This is a genomic window from Pontibacter sp. FD36, from assembly GCF_015686655.1.
GTDB lineage: Bacteria > Bacteroidota > Bacteroidia > Cytophagales > Hymenobacteraceae > Pontibacter.
In genome coordinates this window covers 131,980-152,815 of record NZ_JADPMP010000010.1, presented here as the reverse complement: position 1 = coordinate 152,815, position 20,836 = coordinate 131,980, and the positions used below count along the sequence as shown (strand labels likewise).

Annotated in this window: 18 protein-coding genes and 1 other RNA gene; 8 read left to right on the top strand and 11 right to left on the bottom strand. The window is 49.9% G+C overall.

The window, feature by feature from the left end; translation table 11 throughout:
- The first annotated feature begins 1,059 nt into the window (after positions 1–1,059).
- From ffs to I0P70_RS15335, 4 genes are all read left to right on the top strand, one after another.
- Positions 1,060–1,157, top strand: an RNA gene (gene ffs, locus I0P70_RS15350) — signal recognition particle sRNA small type.
- Between the two features lie 209 nt (positions 1,158–1,366).
- Positions 1,367–2,023 carry a fructose-6-phosphate aldolase gene (gene fsa, locus I0P70_RS15345; RefSeq protein ID WP_007654513.1) on the top strand — a complete coding sequence of 219 codons (657 nt, stop codon included), beginning with the start codon at positions 1,367–1,369 and terminating at the stop codon, positions 2,021–2,023.
- Positions 2,024–2,169: 146 nt separating this feature from the next.
- On the top strand, positions 2,170–2,373 hold the full coding sequence (locus I0P70_RS15340) for a hypothetical protein (RefSeq protein ID WP_007654512.1): 204 nt from the start codon (positions 2,170–2,172) through the stop codon (positions 2,371–2,373).
- Positions 2,374–2,379: 6 nt separating this feature from the next.
- Positions 2,380–3,093 carry a cell division ATP-binding protein FtsE gene (locus I0P70_RS15335; protein ID WP_007654511.1) on the top strand — a complete coding sequence of 238 codons (714 nt, stop codon included), beginning with the start codon at positions 2,380–2,382 and terminating at the stop codon, positions 3,091–3,093.
- 20 nt (positions 3,094–3,113) lie between these two features.
- Here I0P70_RS15335 and I0P70_RS15330 read toward each other — a convergent pair whose 3' ends face one another.
- The 10 genes from I0P70_RS15330 to pseB all read right to left on the bottom strand — a co-directional run bounded on the left by I0P70_RS15330 (position 3,114) and on the right by pseB (position 13,995).
- The gene (locus I0P70_RS15330; protein ID WP_196119683.1) at positions 3,114–3,740 is read right to left on the bottom strand and encodes a hypothetical protein; all 627 of its coding nucleotides are present in this window, start codon (positions 3,738–3,740) and stop codon (positions 3,114–3,116) included.
- A gap of 97 nt (positions 3,741–3,837) precedes the next feature.
- The gene (locus I0P70_RS15325; RefSeq protein WP_196119681.1) at positions 3,838–5,322 is read right to left on the bottom strand and encodes a lipopolysaccharide biosynthesis protein; all 1,485 of its coding nucleotides are present in this window, start codon (positions 5,320–5,322) and stop codon (positions 3,838–3,840) included.
- A 33-nt stretch (positions 5,323–5,355) separates the two neighbouring features.
- On the bottom strand, positions 5,356–6,645 hold the full coding sequence (locus tag I0P70_RS15320; RefSeq protein WP_196119671.1) for a hypothetical protein: 1,290 nt from the start codon (positions 6,643–6,645) through the stop codon (positions 5,356–5,358).
- 3 nt (positions 6,646–6,648) lie between these two features.
- Positions 6,649–7,692: a pseudaminic acid synthase gene (gene pseI, locus I0P70_RS15315; RefSeq protein ID WP_196119668.1), complete on the bottom strand. Its 1,044-nt coding sequence runs from the start codon at positions 7,690–7,692 to the stop codon at positions 6,649–6,651.
- A 16-nt stretch (positions 7,693–7,708) separates the two neighbouring features.
- Positions 7,709–9,193: a UDP-2,4-diacetamido-2,4,6-trideoxy-beta-L-altropyranose hydrolase gene (gene pseG, locus I0P70_RS15310; protein ID WP_196119666.1), complete on the bottom strand. Its 1,485-nt coding sequence runs from the start codon at positions 9,191–9,193 to the stop codon at positions 7,709–7,711.
- A gap of 12 nt (positions 9,194–9,205) precedes the next feature.
- The gene (locus I0P70_RS15305) at positions 9,206–10,024 is read right to left on the bottom strand and encodes a cytidylyltransferase domain-containing protein (protein ID WP_196119664.1); all 819 of its coding nucleotides are present in this window, start codon (positions 10,022–10,024) and stop codon (positions 9,206–9,208) included.
- Positions 10,018–10,806 (bottom strand): SDR family NAD(P)-dependent oxidoreductase, encoded by a 789-nt coding sequence (locus I0P70_RS15300; RefSeq protein WP_230392227.1) that lies wholly within the window; start codon positions 10,804–10,806, stop codon positions 10,018–10,020. Before I0P70_RS15300 ends, I0P70_RS15305 begins: the two co-directional genes overlap by 7 nt.
- Positions 10,803–11,687 carry an aldo/keto reductase gene (locus I0P70_RS15295; protein WP_196119662.1) on the bottom strand — a complete coding sequence of 295 codons (885 nt, stop codon included), beginning with the start codon at positions 11,685–11,687 and terminating at the stop codon, positions 10,803–10,805. Before I0P70_RS15295 ends, I0P70_RS15300 begins: the two co-directional genes overlap by 4 nt.
- 2 nt (positions 11,688–11,689) lie before the next feature.
- Positions 11,690–12,868: a UDP-4-amino-4,6-dideoxy-N-acetyl-beta-L-altrosamine transaminase gene (gene pseC, locus I0P70_RS15290; protein WP_196119660.1), complete on the bottom strand. Its 1,179-nt coding sequence runs from the start codon at positions 12,866–12,868 to the stop codon at positions 11,690–11,692.
- A 107-nt stretch (positions 12,869–12,975) separates the two neighbouring features.
- Positions 12,976–13,995: a UDP-N-acetylglucosamine 4,6-dehydratase (inverting) gene (pseB, locus tag I0P70_RS15285; RefSeq protein ID WP_196119652.1), complete on the bottom strand. Its 1,020-nt coding sequence runs from the start codon at positions 13,993–13,995 to the stop codon at positions 12,976–12,978.
- A 389-nt stretch (positions 13,996–14,384) separates the two neighbouring features.
- Between pseB and I0P70_RS15280 the strand changes: the two genes are divergently transcribed.
- Both I0P70_RS15280 and I0P70_RS15275 read left to right on the top strand, forming a co-directional pair.
- Positions 14,385–15,488: a DUF563 domain-containing protein gene (locus I0P70_RS15280; RefSeq protein ID WP_196119641.1), complete on the top strand. Its 1,104-nt coding sequence runs from the start codon at positions 14,385–14,387 to the stop codon at positions 15,486–15,488.
- Positions 15,489–15,867: 379 nt separating this feature from the next.
- Positions 15,868–17,112: a S41 family peptidase gene (locus I0P70_RS15275; RefSeq protein WP_196119639.1), complete on the top strand. Its 1,245-nt coding sequence runs from the start codon at positions 15,868–15,870 to the stop codon at positions 17,110–17,112.
- 272 nt (positions 17,113–17,384) lie between these two features.
- Here the strand turns inward: I0P70_RS15275 and I0P70_RS15270 are convergent, their stop codons facing one another.
- Positions 17,385–19,010 (bottom strand): AMP-binding protein, encoded by a 1,626-nt coding sequence (locus tag I0P70_RS15270; RefSeq protein ID WP_196119637.1) that lies wholly within the window; start codon positions 19,008–19,010, stop codon positions 17,385–17,387.
- 261 nt (positions 19,011–19,271) lie between these two features.
- On the opposite strand from I0P70_RS15270, the gene I0P70_RS15265 reads away from it, so the two are divergent.
- Together I0P70_RS15265 and I0P70_RS15260 are read left to right on the top strand one after the other, a co-directional pair.
- Positions 19,272–19,727 (top strand): GNAT family N-acetyltransferase, encoded by a 456-nt coding sequence (locus I0P70_RS15265; protein WP_196119635.1) that lies wholly within the window; start codon positions 19,272–19,274, stop codon positions 19,725–19,727.
- Positions 19,728–19,955: 228 nt separating this feature from the next.
- The gene (locus tag I0P70_RS15260; RefSeq protein ID WP_196119633.1) at positions 19,956–20,831 is read left to right on the top strand and encodes a hypothetical protein; all 876 of its coding nucleotides are present in this window, start codon (positions 19,956–19,958) and stop codon (positions 20,829–20,831) included.
- The last annotated feature ends 5 nt before the right edge of the window (positions 20,832–20,836 follow it).

Here is a 20,836-nt window from a genome sequence, read left to right as displayed (position 1 = left end):
GCTGCTGCTGTATTATGCATATCAATTTGATTTGCTCCATAGCTTCGCCTGTGCGGCGGGCACCTTTTGCCCTGGCCGGGCGGGCCTTACTTTTTGTCTTGACACAAAAAGTAAGCAAAAAAGTCAAGACTCCCCAAACTCGCTGAACGCTCAAACAGTGGGTAGTCATTTAAGGGCACATGGCACTGCTGCTTGTTTCATAGCCAGCGTGCGAGTGAGTCTTGCTATACCTGCCAGTGGTGTATAACATAAACTACGATGCTTATACCTGTGAAAAGGCAGTAGCAGAGATTCCCCTCTTGGGAGAGGGCTGTTAAGTACTGTCGAAAACTATCCCCTTGAGGGGATTATAGGGGTGTAAATTCGGTGCTAAATTGCCATTAGTGGACTTATTTACGATGCATCCTCAGCCTCAACACCTCTCTGAGAGCTTCGCTCGTAAGTTTCGACTCGCGTCTCATTTATCCTCAAGGAGAGAATTTGCTAGAACTTAACGGCCCTACTTCACGGGAGGGGCAGGTTAATCGTGCACACTGCCCCACCTGTTTTGGGGTGGGGCTAATACTGTTCGAAACCTGTGAAAGAATTGTTTTCTGGCTATTCAGGCTGAATACTGGAGGCGAAACTGTCCCCTTGAGGGGACCACAGGGGTGTAAAAGGCTGCTGTTTTGCTATTTGGTTTCTGCCCTGAATGGTCTCCGGCCTATAGAACACCCCTTTTTTATATACGGTCGCAATCTTCGAACTCGCGTTCTCGTTTGACCTCAAGGGATAGTTTTAATTGGCAGAATCTAGCTTAGATGCCTTGTAGAGCCCGTTTTACAGGTCTCGAACAGTAGTGAGTAGGGGACCTCTTTTAATCCTTTAAATCCTTGGGATAGGGACCCTACATTAAGATTCAGACAAAATAGGAAGTCAATCAACTTTGCTCTGCAGCTTCTCGAAATAATTTTTCTTGTAATCACCCTGAAACTTAATGTGCTAACTCCTTATTGCCGCTATTCCTGCATTATTCTGCTGAATAAATTTGCACTTCAGGATAATCTTCGTACTTTTGTAACGGCAAATCGGCACGGCCAGCTCCCGTCGAACTCCCCCAGGGCCGGAAGGCAGCAAGGGTAGATGGTTGAAGCGGCGCGATGTTGGTTTGCCACTTTTTTTTGTCCATACTTTTCTGACCGGCCCGTTGCCGGTCTTCTTGTTTTAAGCTCAGTTGCTTCTGCTGCTGCTCCCTATACCCTGCCATACAGCAGGTTAACCTGCCTTTGAGGGCTTATACCTCAATTGTCCCGCATCTTTTATACAATGTCTTTTGACTTAGGGCATATTGCGTTAGATTTGTAGGAAATTCTACATCCCTAGCATTATGAAATTCTTTGTTGATACTGCAAACCTGCAGGAAATTCAGGAAGCGCACGACCTCGGTGTGCTCGACGGTGTTACCACCAACCCATCGCTGATGGCCAAAGAAGGTATCTTCGGACACGACAATGTGATGGCGCACTACAAGCAGATTTGCGAAATCGTGGATGGTGACATCAGCGCCGAAGTGATCGCAACGGACTTCGACGGCATGGTACGCGAAGGCGAACTGCTGGCCGAACTGCACCCGAACATTGTGGTGAAAGTGCCGATGACACGTGAAGGCGTGAAGGCAATCCGTCACTTCAGCGAGCGCGGCATCAAAACGAACTGTACACTGGTATTCTCTGCTGGTCAGGCGATTCTGGCTGCCAAGGCAGGTGCTACCTATGTGTCTCCTTTCGTAGGCCGTCTGGACGACGTATCAACGGATGGTTTGCAGCTGATCGAGCAGATCGTGCATATTTATGGCAACTACGGTTACCAGACACAGGTACTGGCTGCTTCGGTACGTCACGTAATGCACCTGGTGCAGTGCGCTGAGTTGGGTGCCGATGTAGTAACTTGTCCGCTTTCAGTGATCACGGGCCTTCTGAACCACCCACTGACTGACATCGGTCTGCAGAAATTCCTGGCTGACCACGCCAAAGGAAATAAGTAATAACTAATAACTAATGAATAATGAGTAATGATTAATGGGGTAGAGTGACTAAGGTGCTAATCTTAAACATTTTACTTCATTAATCATTATCCATTTTATACCTGGCAATTCTTCATTAGTCACTACTCATTATTCATTAAAAGAAGATGTATATCATCAAAGTAAAGGGCAAGGCCAAAATTCCGGATTATATTCAGCTGCGCGACGATAATTTCGTGCTGATCGCTTACTTTAGGGCAGACCGTCCGCTCAAGAACCTGGACCGCTATGGCCTGGAAGGAAAAGAGGAGGCTTTGGCTGCGCTGATTGAGTCCCTCGAGTTTGGTAAACTGCAGCAACTAGACATTTAATTTTTTATGAGCTTTTCTTCATCTACACCCGTGGTATCGCTACGCGACGTGGCTATTTATCAGGACGTAAACACCGTGTTGAGCAGTGTCAACTTCGACATTGACAAAGGGGAGTTTGTATACCTGGTGGGACGCACTGGTAGCGGAAAAAGCTCTTTGCTCAAAACCCTTTACGGTGATTTGCCGCTTCAAACCGGAGTTGGCACTATCGCTGATTTTAAACTCACGAAGCTCCCGCGTAAGCAAGTACCTTTTTTGCGCCGCAAGATTGGTATCGTGTTTCAGGACTTTCAGTTACTCTTTGATCGTACGGTAGCCGAAAACCTGGCTTTTGTGCTGAAAGCCACCGGCTGGAAAGACAAGTCAAAGCGCAAGCAGCGCATTACGGAAGTACTCATGCGTGTTGGTCTGGATGCCGCCGCTAACAAACTGCCGCACCAGCTGTCTGGGGGTGAGCAGCAGCGCATCGTTGTTGCCAGAGCCCTCCTCAACGAGCCGGTTATTTTGCTGGCTGACGAACCAACCGGTAACCTTGACCCGATCGTGGCGGATGGTATCATGCAGCTCTTCAACGAGATCAATAACAGCGGTACAGCCATCCTGATGGCCACGCACAACTACGAGATCATCAACCGCTACCCACACCGTGTATTGAAGTGTGAAAACGGTAAAGTACTCGACTCCAAGGTAGAGTCATTCAACCTGACAACAGGTTATTAAGGTATAAGTGTTAACTCAGGCTAAACTGATTGCCTGATCTGCAGGTAGCGCTTCTCTGACTCTGAAATGGCGGATTTGTCATCAGGGCTTAGATTCTGTGCCAGTTCTTTTGTTCTGTTCTGTAGGGCATTCCACCAGCCTTCTATCATTTCCCAGTCACGGCCTGAGTACTGCGCTTTATTTTGATCCAAGGTGTTGACAAAATGCTGATAAGTTGCTGCTAGGTTAGCTGTTGTGATTTCACTCAGATCATCCGACTCCACATCAATACCCAGCATCTCCTGCCGGAGCTGGTAACGTCTGCTAACATCCTCGTGCCGCTCCTGTAATTTTTGTATTGCTGCATCATACCTTCTTCGCAGTTCCTCAATTTCCTCCCTACGTTCTGGTTCGTACGCATCGGAATACTGCATTATTCTACTTTCATGGGTGAGGTATGATTCTTTAAGCTCTCTGACCTCTCCATCCCATTCCTGCAGGCTTGACTGGTCATTCGAATTAGCTTGCTGCTCAGTAGCTAACACAAACTCTCTGTATTCCCGGTAAGCGCTTTCCTTGCCTGTATCAGATTGGTTTTGCTCTTTATCTGCGCATGAGACACCAGATAGAAAGATCGTTAACAATAAAGATAAGATGGTTCGTTGCATGTCTGTTGCTAATTTTTGGACTACTAATATTTACAACGACTTGCCTACCTGTTAGTTACAGGGGCACACTCTCTGCCGGAAACAGGCAGGTATATCCTTACTTATTGTTTTTAAACCTATTCAGTGAGTTAGCCAGCCATTGGTTCATATCCGGGTATACCCGCAAGCCCAGCATAAGACCCATGTAGATAGCAGTGATTAAAAGTGATCTTCCCAAGATGTCCAAGTACTTATTTTCCAGGAAAGGCAGCAGGTAGGAAACTCCCAGCGCAATGGCGGCAATGGCTGTCACACCCAGTGAATTCCATGCAAAGGGCTGCATTTTATAGAGGTACTGCACAAAAAAGAGGCGCAGCAGGTTGATGGTGACATACGAAATCATAGAAGCAAGGGCAGCTCCGTTTATTCCGTAGAGCGGAATGAACACATAATTAGTCCAAATCGTAAGTCCCGCCAGCACCACGTTGAAGAGAAGGTCCCAGCGGTACTTCTCAGAAGTAGCCAGAATGATGCCGTTTATACCTGTGGCCAGGTCGATGATGCGTGCCATGGACAGGAACAATACTACATACTTACCAGCCCGGTAGGTTTCCGGCATAAAAGAAAAGAGGTTGTCAATGTTGGCCCAGATGCCTATGAAGAGCAGCAAACCAACGATCAGGTTGATCAAGGTGATTTGCTTGTAAAGTTGCTCCATACCTGCCATGTCACGGTCCTTCCAATACTCGGCCACCTGCGGAAAAGCGATCTTGAAAATAGATCGTGCCGGCACCATGATGGCGCTAGTGATAAAAAAGGCTGTGGTGTAAATACCGTTGTCGCCCAGGCTGTAAGAGCTGATCATGATCTGATCGACAGTGGTGATGATGGTCACCGAGATGTTGCCCAGGAAGGTAAAAAAGCCGAAATAAAGCATTTCACGCAAGGGTACGATACTGAGGGCAGCCAGGCGCGGCTTCAGGAACAGTTGTTTTAACCAGAGCGCATACACCACCAGTGAAAGGGTGATCACCGCATTAATGACAATGTAAAGCAGCACGAACTGCCTGAATTCGATCCAGTCAAAGGCATAGAGCCCAATCAGCGCCGTCGTGAGGATGCGCAGCAGAAAATCCTGGGCGAATGACGAAATGATAGTCTTGAACAGGGAGCGCAGGTAGGCCGTGAGCAGATTGAAAAGCAGCGTGAAAAAGGCCAGCGGGATCACAAAGTAATAGTAATCGAGCAGGAGAGGGGAGTTCTCGATATAGTAGTCGATCACGACCGGCTTGAATAGCAGGAATAATCCGGTAATCGCGCCAAAGCCCAGCACAGGTATAGCCAGCATCAGAAACAGGAAACCGTGGTGCTCCTTGCTCTTATCCCTGAAATAGGGGAAGTAGCGCACGCTCATGTTCACGAAACCGAGGGCGGAGAACTGTGCAAACATCACCGAGATCTGGATCAGCAGACGCGTTAGACCCACTTCTTCCTCCTCCAAAAAGTTAGGGAAAAGCAGGATGGTGTTCACATAGCCGATGGCGATGCCGGCATATGAGATCACGGTGTTCCAAATACCCTCTCGCTGGAGATGTTTACTCATGTTTCTTTTTCAGGCCACAAAGGTAGCCGATTCTTATAATTGATTGGTGGTAGCCAACATTGCTTTTATAAAGTCAGCTGCCAGTTCGCCGCTCCTGCCGTCGTACTCCGTTCCTACTGTCGCATGGTAATAGCTAGCTCGCTGGTAAACCTGCGGCTTATGTGCTATACCTTGTGCGAGCATTGGCTTGAGCGCATCGTAGGAAGTGGCTTCTTCCACCAGACTATGCTTCACAAAGCCATAATAGTCATGCAGCTCCTCTGTCGGGTTGAAGTTGTAGTAAATCGACCATACATTGAGCAGCACCGCTTCCAGGTGGATGCCGGAGTTGCCGCTGATCAGCATGTCTATACCTTGCAGGTATTCAAACACGGACTGTTGTCGGGCGTGAGTCAGGCTGACGTTCGGGCTGATGCCTATTGCAAAGGTATAGCTGCGTTTGTCGCGGGGGTGGGGACGCAGCAGAATCCTGAGCTGCGGGAAATCACGGCTAATCTGGCGAATCAGCTGCTCCACTTCCTCCACCCGGTCCATCAGGTTGCAGGCTATACCTAGTGTTTGCACTTGCCGACTCTCGTTACGGAGCGACACAAACTTATCGGCTTTGGGCATGCCAATAAATTCAACTCGGCCCTGCACCGGACCGCACTGCCTGTACTTGTCCAGCGAATCCTGGCCTTCGAGTAAATTTAAATCAAATGACAACGGCGGAAATAAATTGCTCACGCTGGAGTGCTGTACATAAACAGTGGGTATACCTAGTTCCTTTGCCGCCAGCAGCATGGCGCGGGCATCGGCGTTGTGGTCGTTGGCAAAAACGATGGCTTGCGGGCGGTACTGTTTCAGTTTCTGCAGGTATACTTCATAAAAACCGATGGCATCGTAAAGCAGATCCACGAAGCGGAGGATGCTGTGCTTGCGATGCTGCATAAACTGAAAAAACAATGGTGGAAGCTTGTAGTAGTACAGCAGCTTTTTGCGCAGCGAGAGCCGTGCCACCTTTTGGTTATACCTGCCAATGGCTTTGCTCTGGCCTGCTACCATCACGGAGTTAGGTATAGTCGCCTCTAAGAAGTTCAGACTGTCGTAATTATTCTGACTTACCACATACAGCCATACCTTGCCCTGCAATTTTTCCGGCTGCTCCACAGACTTGAAAAGATTGCCAAACAGCCGCACCAGGGTATAGCCGGCCATGCGCAGCAGTCGCATCGCCGGATTGCCAGGTGATGCTGCGTTCTTGGCACTTTCGGGGAGCTTGTAAAAACCTTCTGAAAAGTGCAGGTATAGGATGTTGCTGTACAGGTTATACCAGTCTTTCATGTGTTATACCATGTCCCAGCTAAGCGGTGAGCCTGCTTTGATGTCCTGTGCAGCGCTTTTGCCCAGCAGGTTTTCATAGTGTTTCGGCGGAAGCCCCAGGCCCGGGCGGATCACCCGGATGTTTTCTTTGGTAAATGCCTCACCTGCTTTTATATCATGAGCAGCATAGATGGAGCGCTTAAACAGGCGACTTTTCTCCTCAGCCCGTTGCACGCCGTACTGCACCTGCCCCAGCGCCAGCCAGGCTCTTTCCGATTCTACCACGAGCGAATGCAGCTCGGCTGGCTCCAGCGAGAAGGCCGAGTCTACACCACCGTCTGCGCGGCTGAGGGTAAAGTGCTTCTCGATAACTGTTGCCCCCAAGGCTACAGCAGCCACTGACGCACCCACGCCCATGGTATGGTCCGAGAGGCCGACCTGCACGTCGTACAGCGCACTCAGGTGCGGGATGGTGCGCAGGTTCGTGTTCTCCGGTGTGGCCGGGTAGGTGGAGGTGCACTTAAGCAGGATCAGCTCTAAGCAGCTCTCCTCGCGCAACACCTGCACGGCTTCGGCCACTTCCTGCACGGTGGCAGCGCCGGTGCTCATGATCACAGGCTTGCCGGTGGCGGCTACTTTGCGCAGCAGCGGGTGGTCCGTGTTCTCAAACGAGGCGATCTTATAGGCGGGAGCGTCCAAGCTCTCCAAAAAGTCCACCGCTGATTCATCAAAAGGAGAGGAGAAGGCGATAATGCCGCGCTCCCGTGCCCGCTCAAAAATGGGCTGGTGCCACTCCCAGGGGGTATAGGCCTCTTTGTATAGGTCATACAGTTCGCGGCCTTTCCACAGGGAACCCTCGTCCTCGATGGTCAGGGCTCCCGGCAGGGTCATGGTGTCTGCGGTGTAGGTCTGCAGCTTGATGGCATCTGCACCTGCATCGGCAGCGGCGTCTACGATGGCCAGTGCCCGCTCCAGCGACTGGTTGTGGTTGCCCGACATCTCCGCAATGATAAAGGGCTTATAGGAAGGGCCGATCAGACGGCTGGCAATACTGATATCGTTGATCATGATTTCTGTTTCTAAACTATGCGCTGGCCTTTGGCTGCCAAACAAAACGGAATGCTTTCGGGTGAGCCGGGTCAGCTTCACCGTAAGAGAAACCGGCTTTCTCAAAAGATCGCACAGAGGCTTTGTGCTCCTGCTGTACCAGTCCCTCTACCAACTGTAACTCAGGTCGTTCCTGAAGCAGATGCTGTATACCTTTAAGCAACACAGTGTGTCCCAAACCTTTGCCACGGTAGTCAGCTGCAATCAGGTAGCTGATCATAGCTGTGCTGCCGTTGATGTCGAAACGAATATGGGCGGCTGGCGTTACGTCCGATTCGGCAAGATAGAGCATGGCATTTGGGTTGTCAAGTTTGCCCTTAAACCAGCGGGTATGATCCTCCAGCGGAATGGGCTCCTGATTGAAGGAGTGCCGGCGTACCTCCGGGTCGTTGGCCCAGTCGAATAGCAGCTGTAAGTCCTCTGCTTTAACTTTTCTTAGTTTTAAGCTTGTCGTCAGGCTGAGGCTTTTGAAAAGCTGCTGCAACCGCTCCGGACTCTTCCCATCGAAAAACTGTCGTTGAATTGTGAGTTGGGCTGCAAATTGCTCTTCGCTTATACCTTGCTTCAGTACTTTTGAAAGACTGCTGTAATCCTTTGCTATACCTGATGAGGTTAGGAACTGGTGCATACCTGCCTGGTTGTCGGCGGTTTGCTTCACAAATAATACTCCACCCACGGCGGCGTATTCATAAGAGATGCCGCTGGCAGAGGTAATGGCGACCTGGCATTTGGACATCAGGCGGCGAAGACTCTCAGCGGAAAGATCGCGGTGCAGTTTGGTTTGAGGCTGTTCTTTTAAGTATTGTTTCAGCTCGTGTAAACGGGTATAGGCGCTGCCTACCACTACTTCGATTTGCTTGACGGCAGGTATAGCATTAAGTGCTTCCAGCGCTTGTAAGGTTTGGTTGTCCGGGTCGGCACCTCCCATGCAAACCAGCACACGCCACTCGCCTTCAGGTATAGAACGGGTAGCTTTGGCGGCTCTCAGGAAGGCAGGACGGAGCAGCGCATAATGCGGACCGAGCAGTAGTCGGGTATAGGGTGCTGCCTGGTAGTTCGCGGGTGAAACGCCGCCTGCCTGGTTGATCACCGCATCTGCCACAAAGGTATAGGTATGGATATCGTCGATGCAGACCAGTGCTGCGCCGCGTGATTTTATATTCTGCTGGTAAGCTGTACCAAAGGTATAGCCGTCCAGCACCACGATCTCTTCTTCTGAGATATATGCATCCAGTTCGTGTATAAAACGGTCCGCAGCCGGATCGGCAGGAGGAAGCACGATGATGCCGTCGCAGACTTCCCGGATACGCTCCTGCAAGGCTTGGTCAGGCGATTGAATGGCGAAAACACACTCAAACTCCTTGCGCAGCATGTGTACCAGCGCCAGCGAGCGCGTAACGTGGCCCAGTCCGATGCGGCTGTTTCCGTCTGCTCTGAAAATGATGCGTGTTTTCCGAATCATGTTATTTTAGTTTTAGGAGCGCTCTCTCAGCTTACGCAATGCTTTTGTAAAACCTCCGGCCTGCAGCATTTTTTTGGCAGCAGCTATTTCCTCTTCCTCTGACTCAAAGACCTGCCGCTGCGAATTAGCGGCGTTGACCTCCTGCAGCCAGGGGTTCTCCTGCAGCAAATTTCCGATCTGCTCGTGCATTACCGGCTGACCCTGCTTCCAAAGCCGGTCCATGATCATGGAGGCCAGTGCATAATCTGTAGGGTAGTCTACGGTAAGGCGCAGTGCTTCGATGGGGGAGGTATAAGGCAAAGTCTGTCTATTGAGATTGGCCTTTCTCCTGATGTAGGGCGTTACATGCTCACGGTCAGCGGCTTCGGATGCTTCGGTGGCTGCCGTTTCCAAGGCCTGACGGGTAAACACCTCCACGTTAGTGCCTAGGGGCAGACCGATGGTGATGATATAGTCTGATTCCGTCTGTAGCAGCTTTTCCACCGCCTGGTCGATCGTGGTTGGCAGCACAAAGGGATTATCCCCCGTCAGGCGCACAATCACATCCAATTCATAGGTATGTGCGGCCTGCCTGAACCTGTCGAGCACGTTGTCGGCAGAACCACGCAGACAAGGTATTGCCTTTTCTTTGCAGAATGCATCGATCGCATCGTCATCGGGGCGAGTCGTGGTGGCCACAATCGTTTGCTGCAAAGAACTTGCAGACTGGGCATTGTTCACCACATGCTCCAGCAGGCTGGTATTGCCGCCGAAGGGGAGCGGCAGCAATGCTTTGCCGGGAAGTCGCTCCGAACCCAGGCGCACCTGTATGATGGCGCCTACCTTTACCATGCTGTCCAGCCTCCGTCCAGCACCATGTTCTGTCCCGTCATATAGGCCGAGGCGTCTGAGGCCAGGTATACGAAGGCCCCTTTCAGGTCGTCGGGCTTACCGATGCGGCCCAGTGGGTTCTTCTTTTTCAGCTGCTCCACAAACTTTTCGTTCTGCTGCACCTGCTCGCTTGGGAAAGGACCCGGCGTTACCGCATTAACCGTAATGTTATACTTACCCAGGTAACAGGCAAAATAGCGCGTGAGTTGTAGCACGCCCGCCTTGGCAGCTCCGTAGTGCGGCGGATTCAGGGATGCCGGACTCTCGTCGTAGATGCTGAAATCGGGGGAGACCATGCCGTACATGGAAGACACATTGATGATCCGGCCTCCGTTCTGCTTCAGGTAGGGAATCACTTCCCGGATACAGCGGTAAACGCTGTTGAGGTTGCCGTCGATGCCGTAGGTCCATTCCTCGTCCGTGAGCTGCTCGGGCTGTTGGCCTTTGGAGTAAAAGGCATTGTTAACCAGTACGTCGATCCGGCCCTCTGCCTGCTGCACCTGCTCAAAGGCTTCAGCAATAGTTTTGGTATCGGAGATGTCGCAGTACACGAAAGACAGGTGAAGGTCAGTATGTGCGCTGAAAGCCTCTTTGAATTTGGCTTCGCTTCGACCCAACACATAAACGGAAGCGCCAGCCTCGGCCAATGCCAGGCTAATGGCGGTGCCCAAGTGACCGTAGCCGCCTGTGACGAGGGCCACCTTGCCAGTCAGGGAAAATAGATCGGTCAGACTTCTGCTCATCGTGCGGGCCACATGTAGGGTAAGAGTATATTTTCGTTTTCTTCTTTCAATTCTAATAGCTCAGTGTGCAGCGCCTCAGGTAAGGTCGTGTTACTGAAGCTGATGTTCTCCTGCAGGGTTTTTAGGCTCTCCACACCGATCACCACTCTGGAAATATAGGGATTTGCCAGCGCAAAAGCCAGACAAACCGCCCCGATCGGGAGTTGGTAAGCGCTGGCCAGTTGCTGAAGACGCTTCAGTTTGGATGCTGCCTCCTGCAGGTATGGCGGCAATTGGTCCGGCTGCATAAAGTAGAGCCCTTGCAGGTATACCGAGCGGATATGCGTTTCAATGCCCCGGTGTCGCAGCTCCGGCAGCACCTCCTCAAATCGCCTGTCGAAAATGCTATAGGGGAACTGCACGAGATCAATTGGCGCCTCCCGCCGCAGCAGTTCCTCCGCCTCAGCCGGATGATAGAGTGACAGCCCCACCTTCTCCACCTGGCCAGATGATTTCAGCTCCTGCAGCTCGTCCAACACACTTGGTTTATCGCTGTAACTCGCATAGCTGTGCAGCAGGTAACCATATAGCTTATCAGCCCGCAGACGCTCCAGCGATTCCTGGAATGCCTGCCTGATGCTTTTATCTGGCTGGTTTGGCGGGTACTTGCTGATGATACGGTAAGGTGCCGGCAAGTTGTTCAGAACACTGCCCAAGCACTGCTCGCTGTTGCCATAAGCCGCCGCCGTATCCAGTGTGTCTATACCTGCTTTAACCGCTTCGGCTAGTATGATGGCTACCTCGGGTTCCGGAATCTGTCCGCGCTGGTTGCTGATGCCGTAGGGGAGACCAAACTGCGCCGTGCCCAGGATCAGCCGCTGTGCCAGTGATGGGCTATCCAAACTCAATCCTTGCAAAATTCTTTTACTTTCTCGATCACGAATTGCTGCTCCTCGTCCGTCAGGCTCGGGTACATCGGCAGACTCAGGCAGGCTTGGTAGTAAAGCTCGGCCTTCGGGAAGTCACCTTTTCTGTAGCCCAGACTGCGGTAGTAGGGCATCGTGTGGGCCGGGATGTAGTGCACCTGCGCAAATATGTTGTACTTCCGCAGGTAGTCATAGAGACCCTTGCGATCAGCCACCTGGATGACGTATAGGTGGTAGGCGTGGCCTGTCTCACCCACCTCAGTCAGCGCAGCCGGGTTGGTGTTGAGCACCGTTATACCTGCCGCATCGGCGAAAGCCTCGTCGTATACCTGTGCAATCTCTCTTCTGCGGGCCATGCCCTCGTCGGCTCTGGCCAGCTGCGAGATGCCCAGGGCGCAGAGCATATCCGGGATACGGTAGTTGTAGCCCAGTGCCTGCATCTCCATATACCAGCCACCGTGATTCTCCTCCAGCAGTTCCGGATCGCGGGTGATGCCGTGGGTGCGGTAAAGCAGCAGCTTCTTGTAGAGTTCCTCATCGTTGGTGGTCACCATGCCGCCCTCGCTTGTGGCAATGTGCTTAACGGGGTGGAAGGAGAAGATGGCCAGCTCGGCAAATTTACCGTTGCCGCAGAGCTGCCGCTCGCCTTTGCTGTCGACAAAGAAGCCGCCCGGGGAGTGGGCCGCGTCCTCGATGATCCACAGCCCATGCTCGTCGGCCAACTCGCGCAGCTCCTCCAGGTTCACCGGGTTGCCGGCGAAGTCCACCGGAATGATGCCGCTGTAGTAGCCTTTGGGCTTACCCTCCACCATCTGGCGTACCTGCGCAATGTCGATCAGGGCCGTAGCCGGGTCGATGTCGGCAAACTCGACCGTGCCGCCGCAGTAGCGCACGCAGTTGGCCGAGGCCACAAAGGTGATGGGGGTGGTGATGACCCGGGAGTTCTCGTTCACGTTCAGCGCCATCGCGCAGAGGTGCAGCGCGGCCGTGCCATTGCTTACGGCTACAGCGTATTTGGCGCCCACATACCTGGCGAAGGCCTGCTCAAACTCCGCCACTTTCGGCCCCTGCGTCAGGAAATCCGACTGCAGCGTCTCCACCACCGCCTGTATGTCGGCCTCGGTGATGTGCTGGCGGCCGTAAGGGATAGGCTTCATATTTTTAATTAATAATGAATAGTGAGTAATGACGAATGAATAGTGAGTAATGATTAATGTGGGCGGCTACATCAAAGAGCAAATCATTATTCATTACTCATTATTAATTATACATTAAAGTTAGGATCCACATGCTGGCGGATTTGCTCGCGGAGTTGCTCTATGCTAAGCCAGTCGGTGTTGGTGCCGGAGTTGTACTTAAAGCCCAGTTCCACCATTTTGCCATTGTGCGCTTTCATGAAATCCTCTACCGTCCAGAGCGGAGTGGAAGGCACGATCACGTAGTACTTATCCAGCTCCACCGTGTTCAGGGAGTCGGTCTCAGTGATCATCTCTTCGTGTAGCTTTTCGCCCGGACGTATACCTACCACCTCTTGTTTGCAGTTCGGACCAATGGCCTCAGCCAGGTCGGTGATCACATAAGAAGGAATCTTCGGCACAAAAATCTCGCCTCCCCAATGATGCTCCAGCGCATGAAATACCAGTTCCACGCCCTCCTCCAGCGAAATGTTGAAACGGGTCATCTCCGGGTGGGTAATAGGCAGTACGCCTTCTTCACGCTTTTTCAGAAAGAAAGGCACCACAGAGCCGCGGGAGCCAATCACGTTGCCATAACGTACCACGGAGAACTTGATGTCGCGCTTGCCCTTCATGTTGTTGGCGGCTACGAAGAGCTTATCAGAGCAAAGTTTGGTAGCGCCGTACAGGTTGATCGGAGCAGCGGCTTTGTCCGTCGAAAGTGCCACTACGTGCTTCACCCCGGTGTCAAGGGCGGCATTGATGATATTTTCAGCACCCAGTACATTCGTCTTGATGCACTCCATCGGGTTGTACTCAGCGGCAGGCACCTGCTTCATGGCAGCGGCGTGCACAATAATATCAATACCCTCACAGGCTCTTTTGAAACGATCGCCGTCGCGCACGTCGCCGATAAAGTAACGAACGGAATTGTACTTGCTGTGCGGGAAAACCTGCGACATCTCAAACTGCTTGAGCTCGTCGCGGGAATAGATCACCACCCGCTTCACATCCGGAAAACGGGCGTATACCATCTCCACGAACTTCTTTCCAAACGAGCCCGTGCCGCCCGTTACGAGTATAGCTTTATTATTTAGGTCTAATGCCATGCTTATTTTTTACTTTATACCGAGGCTCAGAAACTGTAACCCACGCCAAGCTGCAAGTTAAATATTTAATTGTTGATTGCTTAAATTGTTGATAGTTGATTCTTAATTGTTGGTTGTTGAACTGGGAAATTGTTAATTGCTTATTGTTGGATGGTTAAATTGCTGAAAGGGGGAGTGGTTAATCGTTGTTCGTGTATGACTATTAATAAATTACTGTTGGCCCACGATTGGGCAGGTCGCGACTTGTTCCCATATGGCGATAGTGGTATGGCTGTTCACCACCTTATGACTAGGTAACATCATTACATTTCAACTTTTAACTTCTAAATTCTTAACCTTTCTGTCTTCTTGTACTCTCAAACTCCTGAATTCCCAAACTCTACTGTTTCATGTTGAAAAAAGCTTTTTTCGGGTTGCTGCATACGCTGGGCTATTATTCGCGCTATACCTCGGTGTTGCATCATCCGGGCAAACAGGTTCTTACTCCCAGCTATGTCCTCGATTTTAATGAAGCGGAGAGAGCATTTCTGGAAGATTCAGCCCGCAGCTTCAACTACGCCATCGACTATAGCCTGGGCTACCGACAGAAAGAGCAGTACCTGATTCGGTTGCAGGATGTGGAGGTGTTGGGTAACTCCGGGGCTGTGGTGCTGGACGGAAAGGTCGTGGTGGAGTCGGTGGGAGAGGTAAGTCGGCTGGCCAAGTCGGACGCTTTTAAAGAAGTATCGCTGTTGCTGCCTAAAAAACAGAGGGGTCGCTATACCTCGGTACTGCATCTCCCCTGGGCTGACAACAATAACTACCACTGGTTCTTCGACTGCCTGCCACGCCTATACCTGGTGCTTGAGTCTACAAAGGAACCGATCAAGGTGATCATGCGACGTGATATGGCTCTATACCAACTCGAAACGCTGGCCTTTGTCCTGAGAGACTATCCCCATGCCCAGGTAGTCAACATTGGGAAGTATGAAAAATGGCAGATTGATGAATTTGTATTACCCTCTTTCGTAACCAATGCGCAAAGCGGCTATATGCCTCGCGAAATTGCCGACTGGCTGCGACAGAAGGTATGGCAGGGGTATGATGTGCAGCAGAGCAGCCGTAAAAGGCGCATCTACATCAGTCGCGCCAAAGCCAAAACCCGCCGCGTGCTGAACGAGCAGGAGCTTTTGCCGCTGCTCGACAAGTATGGTTTCGAGGTGGTGCGGGCAGAGGAAATGACCTACCAGCAGCAGGTTCAGCTGTTCTATGAAGCTGAGGCCGTCATCGCCCCCCACGGAGCCGGCCTGACCAATCTGCTTTTTTCAGAGCAATGCCAGGTGCTGGAGTTTCACCCAGCCAACCTGATCAAGACTCATTACTTCCTGCTCTGCAAAGCCCTCGACTTCAGGTATAGTGCCTTGGTAGGTACAACAGGGGATACAAAGGAAAATTACAAAGTGCTGGTAAAGGAGGTGAAGGAGTGGTTGGAAGGTATAGGAGTCCAGATATAGTTGGGTAAATTAAAGTTTGGTGAGGTAATTCAGGTATAAATTAAGTCAACATGCAGGGTTAATAAAGGGAACTGGCACTCCTGCTAGCTGGTGGTTCGGGGTAAATAAGATTATAGAAGAAATGGAGTTCTTGCTTTTTGATATTATACAGGCTGGATTTGGAAGAATATACCTATTCTTGAGATATAGGAAGAAAGAACTTATCAATATAGTGTTGGAAGAAAAGTATGACGGAAGCTATAGTAATGCAGGAAAGCTTTTATCATTGAGTTTCTTTGCTGTACTCTTCGGACTCTTGCTTATAGGTTTCTTAGGGAGTGTATTCATTACTTCCTTGAAGTAAGACTATAAAAAGGTAAGAAGATAAAAGACTTTACTGATGAAACAACTACATCTTTGCATCCTCATCATCCTGAGCCTTTTCTCTGGTTGTACTACCTCATCCCCCAATTTTCAGAATATCTACATCAGCGATCTGGTATACGACCCGGCTGAGTACCTCGCTAATTTCAAGGAGATTCATGCTATTGTTGAGAGTAAACATCCCTATTTGACAAGCAAAGGAATTCACAAGGATTCACTATTTAAAAAGTACTCGGCATTAATAGCAAGAGCCGGAGATAACAAGATGTATGGCAAGCTGGTGCTTGAGTATTTCAGTGAGTTACAAAATGGACATTCAAGCGTGTATTTCAGGCGAGACTTTATTAACTGCGATGCGGCACTCATTGAAAACCGGCTGTTCTTCACGAGTGTCCGTGAAGAGGATTTCATAAAAGCAGGTATAAAAGAACGAGATGAAATCATAGAAATCGATGGTTTGCCAGTACTAGAATGGCTGGAGCGGGAAACAACCTATGTATACGCCTCGACGTCACACGGCAGAAGAGCATTGACTGTCTCTAATAACCTTTTTAGAAGCTATTTCAAAGACACCCGTCGCTACCTGATCCAAACATCAGACAGCTTAAAAGAAATCTCCGTGCATTTTGATAAAAGCGCTTATATACCTGTGCCAGGCTATACCTTGATATCAGGGAAGAGCCTGACAGATCAGGCTGGGTATATTGCGATCAACGGAATGAAAGACGATGTAGCAGAGCAGTTTTTAGAGCATTACTTCAAATTCAAAGACAAGCCTTATCTGATCATTGATCTCAGGAATAACGGCGGCGGAAATTCAGCTCTAGGTGAAAAGATGGCGGCCTATCTGATCAAGAAAAAGCACACCGCCAGTGTGTCAACCAAGTCGATCAGCCCGATAAAAGATAGTTACAAAGGAAAACTGTACGTGCTAACCAGCGGCTATACCTTCTCTTCTGCTGAGAGCTTTGCCATTGACCTGATGGAAGGAGGAGACGCAACACTTATCGGAACACCCACCCACGGCGATACGGGCAATGGGGCTACAAACTTTGTCACAAGCAAGGGATTGGCCTTCCGTATACCTACCCGTAAACCAAGAGTTTCCTCTGGCGGCTTTCCAATGGAGGGAAAATCGATACCGCCCACTCATCTGGTTGAAACTTCAGCGGCGGATTTACTGAATGGAGAAGATACTGTTCTAAATTATACCTTAGACTTGATCGAGCAAGGCCCGTTACTGAAAGTGGGAAAAGAGTAAATTTAATTTTTCCAATTCCTTAACTCAATCTACAACTATCAAAACAGGAGATTCCTGAAAATCCTATACCTTGTATTTGCTGCTGCCATGTTAGCATATCTAATCATTTACTTTTACGCTACCCAAGAAGTGTTACCAGTCTTCTTCTGGGAAACAAATATCTGGTGGTGCCGGCTCTATAAACTCACTTTCCTGTTTATGTTGGCAGTAGCGTTCTGGGATCAGCAGCAGAGTGGAAAATTAAGTGACCAGGAGCCTGCTGGCTTTAGTATTTAAGCTTCTTCCACCAGCCCCAGTTCCTGGGCCGAGATTTCGCGCATTTCCACTTTACGGACCTTGCCAGTTACCGTCATCGGGAATTCCTCTACAAACTTCCAGTACTTCGGTATCTTAAAGGTCGCGATCTGCCCTTTACAGTAGGCCGCTATGTCCTCGGAAGTAGCGTAAAATCCCTTTCGGAGCTTCACCCAGGCCATGACTTCTTCACCGTATTTGTGGTCGGGTACGCCGATCACGTGCACGTCCGATATAGCTTCGTGGGTGAGCAGAAACTCTTCTATTTCACGTGGCGCAATGTTTTCGCCGCCCCGTATGATCAGGTCTTTGATGCGGCCGACCACCTGCACATAGCCTTCCTCGTCCATTATGGCCAGATCACCGGTATGCATCCAGCCGTTTTGCAGCACCCGCTCTGTTACCTCCGGCATATCCCAGTAGCCCAGCATCACCGAGTAGCCACGGGTACAGAGCTCACCTTTCTGGCCACGTGGCACAATCAGACCTGTTTCAGGGTCCACAATCTTCACCTCCAGGTGCGGATGTACCTTGCCAACAGTCGACACACGTTTCTCCAGCGGATCGTCCAGCTGACTCTGCGTTGAGACGGGTGAGGTTTCGGTCATACCGTAGCATACCGTTACTTCCCGCATGTTCATCCGCGACTGCACCTGCTTCATCGTTTCGATGGGGCAATTTGAACCGGCCATCACGCCGGTGCGCAGCGTCGAGAAGTCGTATAGAGCGAAGTTCGTGTGCTCCAGCTCAGCAATGAACATGGTGGGCACGCCGTACAGTGAGGTGCATTTTTCATCCTGTACGGTCTGCATTACCTGTTCCGCGTCAAAAGTTTCGGCCGGAATGACCATGCAGGAGCCATGCGTAATGCAGGCAAGGTTTCCGATCACCATCCCGAAGCAATGGTAAAAAGGCACTGGTATGCACACCCGGTCATACTCGGTATACTTCAGTGTCTCCCCGATAAAGAAGCCATTGTTGAGGATGTTGTGATGGGAGAGGGTAGCCCCTTTGGGCAACCCAGTAGTGCCTGAGGTATACTGAATGTTGATCGGGTCGTCAAACTGCAGCGTTGCTTCCCGCTCAGCCAGTTCCTGTTCAGTCACTGCTTGGCCTGCTGCGATAAAGCGTTCCCAGTCGCGCTCCATAATCACGGTGCGGGTCGGGTACTCGCAGTCGGGACGGATGTGGTTAAGCATTTCCACATAGTCGGTCTGCCGGAAGTAGTGCGATGCGACAAGTAAACTAATCTGGCTTTGCTTCAGGGCATACTTCAGGTCATTGGTTTTGTAGGCGGGGTTGATATTAACAAGCACCGCACCCACACGGGCCGTGGCAAACTGCACCAGTACCCATTCCACCCGGTTTGGTGACCAAATGCCCACCCGGTCCCCTTTCTGTATGCCATAGGCCATCAGACTTTTGGCAACCTGTTCCACCTGTCCCCACAGCTGCCTGTAAGTAGCGCGGTAATGCTGCGTCACCATCACAAGCGCTTCGCGGTCGCCAAATCTTTCAACAGTGTTGCGTAGGCTTTGTCCAATGGTTTCGCCGCGAAGGGGGGTAGTGCTTACGCCATGGCTATAGGAAGGGGTACTGTTCATGGAGTCGTTCCTCAAATATTGCTGTGTATTTACAGTTGGTTGCGTTATTCATGTTTGAACATTTAAGTTAAAGATCGTCTCCGAGAAAAGCACGTGAAATGTTGCTAATTTGCTATAGCTGTATGAGCGTAGGTGACCATACCTAAAATCGTTTTTTCCAGAACCGTTAGCAGCAGGTATAGTATATTGATGGCAGGTATGGTAGGTTATGAAGGGGAAGCAAAAGCCACTAGCTATTACTAAAATAAAAAAGATCGTTTTATGGAAATCTTATCACTCGCAGACCGTCCGGACCTGATGCAGCCTGCTATTCATTATTTCTGGACATGTTGGGGCAGTTCGTCTAACTTCAAGTTCTATGAAGACTGCATCCTGCATGCTGTTCAGGACAAGTCCCGGCTGCCGATGTTTTACGTGTTGTGGCACGAAGGGAATATCGTCGGCTCCTACGCCTTACTCACCAACGACATCATCAGCCGTCAGGACCTGATGCCTTGGCTGGCCTGCCTCTATGTAAATGAAGAGCACCGTGGCCAAGGTATGGCCAGCCAACTACTACAGCACGGCCTGAGCGAAGCCAAGCGTCTTGGTCACCCGGCGCTATACCTGAGCACAGACCTGGAGAACTTCTATGAACGCAAAGGCTGGCTATACCTGGCCGATGGATATAATGTAATGGGGGAAGCCATTAAGATCTATACCTGTCCTGTAGGTTAAATATCTATATGATGGATTATCGTATCACTAATCGGCACATCCATCTGAGAACAGCATATAAATTGTTTCAACATAACGGTAGGCTTTTCCTGGATTAGTAAGCTGTGATGTGACGAACAGGTTTGATGAATAATTATACTTTGCCAATGAATAATGGAACAGTAATTGCTGGTATAGAATATAATGAATACCTTGTATTTAACGTCCCATCTTTAAAAAACTTAAATCATGAAGCAACTTTACAGATCTTGCCTAATCCTGGCTGGCTTTACGTTCATGTTCTTTAGCTGCAATTCCGACAAAGACGATATAGCTATACCTATTCAGGAAGAAGTAGATTATGTTGTAATAGATGCCAACACCACTGATAAGCCTGTTAAATCTAGTAAATATGATGAAGTTGATGGGATTTTCAGATACGTGGAAAATCATTTCTTTACATCTGGCCCACCTTCTCAATTTACGATTGATAAAGGGTACTTCATGGCCTCATATTTCGGGAAGGATACCAATGGGCCACATGTCCCGCTTCAAAGCAGCAAAATAAACGGGCAGCCCATGTGCACCGAGACCTATATTAATAGTACCTGCGACTCTTCGAAACCCTCTACATCCTGGAACTTATATGGGAACCAGCATGAGGTGAGAAATTTGAAATGGGAGTACTTAAATAATGATAAGAGTAAGGGGTACAGGGTGGAGATGACTGATGTTCCGAAAGCTGCTAAATGGCATGCAGTACCTTCGCGTATTTCATTTGATGAAGATATCAAGTTTCAATTCGAAAGAAATTCTGTAAAAGACAGCATTATAGTCGGTCTGTTAATTGTCCCTAAAGAAGGCATAGGTAAAGTCCTTTCATCACCCTCTATTAATCGGACTCGACAAATCGGCTATTTAGTAAAACCTGGTGAAACATCTTTCACTGTAACGAAAGAAAGGATTGCAAGCCTCTCACAATCAGCTTTAGGTATGCCCACAGCTGCTGACTCCGTTTTTCTTAATTTAAGAACAACCCGCCACGTCATCAAGGTTATTGATAACAGAGAAATATTAATTTCCTATGTAGTTGATGAATTCAGACCCGTTACAGTAGACTGGTAAGATGA